Origin of the sequence: Burkholderia sp. Se-20378 (genome assembly GCF_017104665.1) — a bacterium.
GTDB classification, from domain to species: domain Bacteria; phylum Pseudomonadota; class Gammaproteobacteria; order Burkholderiales; family Burkholderiaceae; genus Burkholderia; species Burkholderia lata.
On sequence record NZ_JAAGPG010000504.1, the window covers coordinates 1 to 6,106 of the forward strand.

The following is a 6,106-nucleotide window of genomic DNA, read 5'->3' on the forward strand; positions in this document are numbered from 1 at the left end:
CCGCTCGCCTCCACGAGCGCCCGGCGCTCGCGCAGCCGCGCCTCGTCCTCCGCGTGCACGGCCATGCGCCGCCGCCCGTTGCGCACGATCCGGCGCAACACGGCTTCGTCGTCGGCCAGCAGATCGCCGAACGAACTGCCCATGAAGACCTTCACGCCCGCGCAGCCCGGCAGGTTTTCGAGCGCCGGCAGCCGTTCGGCGTTCGCGGCCGAGCCGCCGATGTAGAACGCGTAGTCGCACCACGCACGGCCGCACGCGAGATCGAGCTTCGCCTGCAGATCCTGCGCAGTCAGCGTCAGCGGATGCGTGTTGGGCATCTCGAAGATCGTCGTGACGCCGCCGAGCACCGCGCCGCGCGTGCCGGCCTCGAGGGTCTCCTTGTGCGTCAGGCCCGGTTCGCGGAAATGCACCTGGCTGTCGACGACACCCGGCAGCACGTGCAGCCCGCCCGCATCGAGCACGACCTCGGCGCTCCAGGTGCCGTGCAACGCGCCCAGCGCGACGACGCGGCCGTCCACGCACGCGACGTCGATCCGCTCGGCACCGTTGGGCGTCATCACGGTGCCGCCATGCACCAGCAGGTCGGCGTGACGTCGCTTCAGCGCGTCGCTCGCGCCCCCTTCGCTTCGGATGGGCTCGTCCATGACTCAGAACTCGTTCTGGATGTGCTTGTAGCCCAGCACCAGTGCATTGTTCGTGCGTGCGACGTCCTCGGAGAAATCGCTTGCGTCGGCCGTCACCTGCGGCAACGCGGCGAGATCGGTTTCCGGCCCGATGCGCTCGGTCGAGCGCACGTAGAAACCCGGCGGCAGGTGGCAGCCGTCGACGACCGCGTTGTAGCGCACCACGCAGCCGTCGTCGATGGTGCAGTTGAACAACACGCTGTTGAAACCGACGAACACGCCGTTACCGACCTTGCACGGCCCGTGGACGATCGCGCGATGCGCGATCGACGTGTGCTGGCCGATGGTGACGCTCGCACCCGACTTCGAATGGATCACCACGCCGTCCTGGATGTTCGAATGCGCACCGATCACGATCGGCGCGATCCGGCCGCCGGCATCCGTTTCGTCGGCGCGGATCACCGCGTACGGGCCGATGAACACGTTCTCCTCGACGATCACGAGCCCGCACAGAATGGCGGTCGGATCGACGAAGGCGCTCGGGTGGATCTGCGGCAGGTCGCCGCGCGGGTTCTTTCTGATCATCAGGATTCCTGCCTTGAAATGGGACGGCCGCGCTTGATCCGCTCGAACAGGCCCGGATCGCGCCACTGTCCGGCGATGGCCGGCGCGAACACGATGTCGTCCAGGTCGATGCGGCCCATGCGCGGGTTGAACGCATCGTCGCGAAAACACTGCGCGTAACCGGTCTCGGTTTCGTGAACGATGATCGAATGCAGCCGCACGTCGGCTTCGCCGTTCGACATGCGCGTGCACGACAATGCCGCATCGACGAGGCGGAAGAACACGCGCGAGAACTGCTCGGCGCTCGGCGACACGGGCAGCAGCACCCAGCGCTCGGAATGCCGGCGCATGCTCTCGACATAGCCGGCGTCGTCATGCGACCACAACGTCACTGCGTGGTCGAACGCGTCGATCAGGTCGCGCACGTCGCCCTTGAGCAGCCCGAAGTCGTAGATCATCTGCCCGTGATCCAGCGCGTGCGCTTCGAGCAGCAGCTCGACGCGATACGAATGGCCGTGGATCGAATGCGAGCAGCGTCGCGTGCTGCAGCCGCGCACGATGTGCGCGTTCTCGAACCGGAACAGCTTGCGGATCAGCATGCGTCGGCGCCTTCGCGAACCGGTGCGGCCCAGGCCACCGCATCGTGCGGATGCAGGCTTTCCAGATGGCGGACGTGTACGCGCGGGCTCGCATGGTGGCCGTCCAGCGCGGCCTGGACCCGGCGGGCGGCATCCTCGACGAACATCAGGTTTCCGCCGTTCAGCACCGCGAACGCCTGTTCGTCCGCGCGCTTGACGGCCGTCTGCACCGGCGTGCCGAGCGCGTGCTCGATGCGATCGATCAGGTCGATCAGCCCCAGCGTCGCGCCATCGGCGGGCAGCCCCACGCTGACGATGGCTTCGCTGCGCTGGCTGTGCGGCGTGGCCGCCGTCGCGTGCCGTTTCAGCCACGCGGCGACTGCCGCCGGTTCCACACGATCGTCGCGGCCGAACGCCGCCAGGAACGCCTGCTCGACCCAGTGCCGCGACAGTGCGGCCGAGCATGGGCATGTCGACGAATAGACGACCGTCACCTGCGCGCGCAGCTCGAAACTGGAGCCGGTCAGCGTCGCATCAACACGAACCGGGTAGGCCTTCCACCCGGCCAGCCCGTCGGTCACCAGCGCGGCGCGGCGCGCCAGCAGGTCGAAACGCAGCCGCAGCCGCGCACTGCGCGTGTCGCAGTCGCGATGGCTGTCGACCATCGCGTGCAGCACATGCTGAAGGCCGACCGGCGACAGCACCGCGCCGTCGCCGAGCCCGTCGAGCAGCCGGTACAGCCGCGACATATGGATGCCCTTCACGTGCGGCGCAGGCAGATCGACCTGCACGTCGGCACGCGCATGCACGTCGCGCCGGCAGCCGGGCTCGGCCACCGCAACGGGCAGGTCGATGCCCTGCATGCCGACCCATTCGAGCGGGCGGCCGCCCGGCGCGGCGTCGGTCAGGGAAATATCGGGAAGGGGTGCGTTCATGCTAGTAATCCGGTGGAGCGCCTTCTCCATCCGGATCGATGCAGGAAGCGCGTTCAAGTCAGGGCCAGTCGCGAAACGGGTTGTCCCACGTGGTCCAGTGTTCGGGGCCGGTGGCCATCTCGGCGTCGGTCAGCAGACATGCGTCGAGGCGCGCGCGCAGCGCGGGCTCGTCCATGTCCATGCCGATCAGCACGAGTTCCTGCCGCGCATCGCCGACGTGCTCGTCCCAGCGCGCGCGGATCTGCGCGACGGCTTCCGCGTCCTGCGGCCAGCGCTCGGGCGGCATGGCCGCCCACCAGTAGCCAGCCGGCCCGTGCCGCGCAACCGCGCCGGCCTGCGACCACGAGCCGGCGACGGTCGGGTGGGTGGCAAGCCAGAAGAACCCCTTCGAGCGGACGACGCCCGGCCATTCGCTTTCGACGAGATCGAAGAAACGCTGCGGATGGAACGGCCGACGCGCGCGATAGACGAAGCTGCGGATACCGTACTCGTCGGTCTCGGGCGTGTGCGTGCCGCGCATCTCCTGCAGCCAGCCCGGCGCGCGCGACGCCGCTTCGAAGTCGAACAGGCCCGTGTCGAGCACGCGCTCGAGCGGCACCTTGCCGAATTCGGCGATCTCGATCCGTGCGCGTGGATTCAGGCCGCGCAGCAGCGCGACGAGCCGCTCGCGCGCGCTTGCGTCGATCAGGTCGATCTTGTTGATCACGATCACGTCGCAGAACTCGATCTGGTCGATCAGCAGATCGACGACCGTGCGCGCATCTTCCTCGCCCATCGATTCGCCGCGCGACTGCAGGCTGTCGCGCGATGCGTAGTCGCGCAGGAAATTGAACGCGTCGACCACCGTCACCATCGTGTCGAGCCGCGCGACTTCGCCGAGGCTGCGGCCGTCCTCGCCTTCGAACGTGAACGTCTCGGCTACCGGCAGCGGCTCCGAGATGCCGGTCGATTCGATCACGAGCTGGTCGAACCGCCCTTCGCGCGCGAGCCGGTCGACCTCGATCAGCAGGTCCTCGCGCAGCGTGCAGCAGATGCAGCCGTTGCTCATCTCGACCAGCTTCTCGTCGGTGCGCGACAGCCCCGCGCCGCCGTCGCGCACGAGCGCGGCGTCGATGTTGACCTCGGACATGTCGTTGACGATGACCGCAACGCGCCGGCCCTCGCGATTGTTGAGGATGTGGTTGAGCAGCGTCGTCTTGCCGGCGCCGAGGAAGCCGGACAGGACGGTCACGGGAAGCCGCGTGGACGGTTGGAGTGCGGTACGCATCGGGCGATTCCGGTCGAGGACGTTGAGGAGAGAATGATATATTGTATCGCAACGATATAACATATCATTTCGGACGTCCAGCGGGCCGGTCACGCGACGGCGATTCACGATCCCGCCGGGCCGCCGGTTCGACTCGGCGGCACCGCGCACGGCATGCCGATTGAAAGGTGTGGTTGATAAGCTTCCCGGCGAGACCGATGGCCCCCTCACACCATGAAAACGAAAATACTTGCTGCGTTGTCACTGTGCGCCGCGCTGCCCGGCGTCGCACTCGCCCAATCGATCGCGCCCCCGGCGCTGAAGCCGGGCGATACCTGGACCTACATCAACACCGTCGAAATCGGCCCGAACGGCTGGCGCCAGACGCGCGACCAGATTTCCGTGCAGCGCACGACGTCCGAGCACATCTACGTCGAAACGCAACAGAGCGGCGCGACGCAGGCGCCGCGTGAACTGATCGTCGATGCGGACTGGAGCCGCTCGCGCAGCGTCAACGGCACGGAAACCGTGGTGAATCGTCCGCTGGCGTTTCCGCTGACGGCCGGCAAGACGTGGACGGTCAAGTACAGCGAGTCGCACCCGAATGCGCAGCACGCGTCGGAGGCGTACGACACGCACTACAAGGTCGTTGGCCCCGACACCGTCACCGTGGCCGGCGGCAAGTTCGACGCGATCAAGATCGAGGCCGAAGGCACCTGGAAGGCGCAACCCGCGCCGGGGCAATCGATCACGTCGGGCGTATCGCGCAACGCGGGTGGCTCGACGATCGTGATGCAGAGCCGCAACAACGGCACGGCCGAGCAGACCGGCAAGACCTACAAGGCGTTCTGGTACGTGCCGGCAGTAGGCCGCTGGGTCAAGTCGGTCGAGGAGTACTACGACGCGAACGGGATGCGGAACGCGCGCTATTCGAACGAACTGGTGTCGTTCAAGCGCGCCGGCGTGGAGGGCGGCGCACCGCTGGCCAGCCAGCCTGCGCTCGCACCCGCCCCCGTCGCCGTGCCGGCGGAACCCCTGCCTACCGTCGATCAGTGACGGAGCGCGCGCTCACTTACGTATAGAGCGACGCCGGCGGCAATTCCCCGGCCAGCGCGAACCGGCCCACGTCGCGCAGCCGGTAGTCGAGCGGATCGTGCAGCGTATGCGTGCGCGCATTCCGCCAGAAGCGGTCGAGGCCGAGCGACGCGGCCGTCGCGCGTGCACCGCAGGCGTCGAACAGCGCCTCGCCGTTCTCGAGCGCCGCGCGCTGCGCGACGATCTTCGCCTCCGATACCGCGAGCGCCACCTCGGCGCGCTCGTCCGCCGTCAGCGCATCCTGCCGCGTCCACGCACGCTGCAACGCGGCGGCCGCACGATCGGCCAGCGCCGCCGCGGCGATCGCCCGCACCCGCATGTCGCCGAAGCGCTGCAGCGTGTACGGATCGTCGCTCGCCTGCGCGACCTCCGACTGAATCCACGGGCGGCCATGCTTCAGCACGTAGTCGCGCGCTTCCGCCAGCGCACCTTCCGCGAGCCCGACGAACAGGTTGGTCAGCACGAGCTGCGACACGAGCGTGCGCAGCGTCGCGCGCGGGGTCGGCGGCGCCTCGGAACGATGCAGCACCTCGTCCGCCGCGAGCGCCACACCGTCGAAGCGCACGCTGCCGCTGTCGGTCTGGCGCTGGCCGATCGGATCCCAGTCTTCGTTGACCGTGATCCCCGCGCGATCGGTCGGCACCACGCCGAACACCGTGCGGCCGGTGTCCGGATCGTGCGCGGACACCGTCATGCGCTGCGAGCCGCGCGTGCCCGAACAGAAGCCCTTCACGCCATCGAGCCGGTAGCCGCCGTCGGATGTCGCCGTGGCCACGAGCCGCGTGTCGAGCGGATTGACCGCATTGCCCCACCACCAGTGCTGCTCGACCGTGCCGCGCAGATAGCGTTCGCGCTGCGCGGCGTTGCCCCACACGTCGACGCTCACCACCTGCAGGCACTGGAACCCGACGAGATGCGCGAGCGCGCTGTCGACGCGCGCGATCTGCCGGATCGCGTCGTAGATCTCGGGCCATGCGGCTTCCTGCCCGCCGAATGCACGCGGCACCGCGAGCGTCAGCAGGCCCGCATCGGCGAGCCACTGCTTCTCTTGCGCCGCATGACCAC

General features: G+C 68.5%; 7 protein-coding genes. 1 reads left to right on the plus strand and 6 read right to left on the minus strand.

What is annotated here, in order from left to right; genetic code table 11:
- From G3N93_RS32305 to zigA, 5 genes are all read right to left on the minus strand, one after another.
- Positions 1-644: amidohydrolase family protein (locus G3N93_RS32305; RefSeq protein WP_206134782.1), on the minus strand; the 644-nt coding region annotated here is incomplete at its 3' end.
- A gap of 3 nt (positions 645-647) precedes the next feature.
- Positions 648-1,208, minus strand: coding sequence for a carbonate dehydratase (locus G3N93_RS32310; RefSeq protein ID WP_089433370.1), 561 nt, complete (start codon positions 1,206-1,208; stop codon positions 648-650).
- The gene (locus G3N93_RS32315; RefSeq protein ID WP_206134783.1) at positions 1,208-1,786 is read right to left on the minus strand and encodes a 6-carboxytetrahydropterin synthase; all 579 of its coding nucleotides are present in this window, start codon (positions 1,784-1,786) and stop codon (positions 1,208-1,210) included. The genes G3N93_RS32310 and G3N93_RS32315 overlap by 1 nt, the downstream gene beginning before the upstream one ends.
- Entirely contained in the window at positions 1,780-2,700 is a 921-nt protein-coding gene (gene folE2 / locus G3N93_RS32320) for a GTP cyclohydrolase FolE2 (protein ID WP_206134784.1), read from the minus strand. The genes G3N93_RS32315 and folE2 overlap by 7 nt, the downstream gene beginning before the upstream one ends.
- A gap of 58 nt (positions 2,701-2,758) precedes the next feature.
- Positions 2,759-3,967, minus strand: a complete 1,209-nt coding sequence (gene zigA / locus G3N93_RS32325) for a zinc metallochaperone GTPase ZigA (protein WP_206134785.1) — start codon at positions 3,965-3,967, stop codon at positions 2,759-2,761.
- Between the two features lie 213 nt (positions 3,968-4,180).
- Here zigA and G3N93_RS32330 point away from each other — a divergent pair, with 213 nt between their 5' ends.
- Entirely contained in the window at positions 4,181-5,002 is an 822-nt protein-coding gene (locus G3N93_RS32330; protein ID WP_174942138.1) for a hypothetical protein, read from the plus strand.
- 16 nt (positions 5,003-5,018) lie between these two features.
- Here G3N93_RS32330 and G3N93_RS32335 read toward each other — a convergent pair.
- A partial coding sequence (locus G3N93_RS32335) for an acyl-CoA dehydrogenase family protein (protein ID WP_206134786.1) occupies positions 5,019-6,106 on the minus strand: 1,088 nt, incomplete at its 5' end.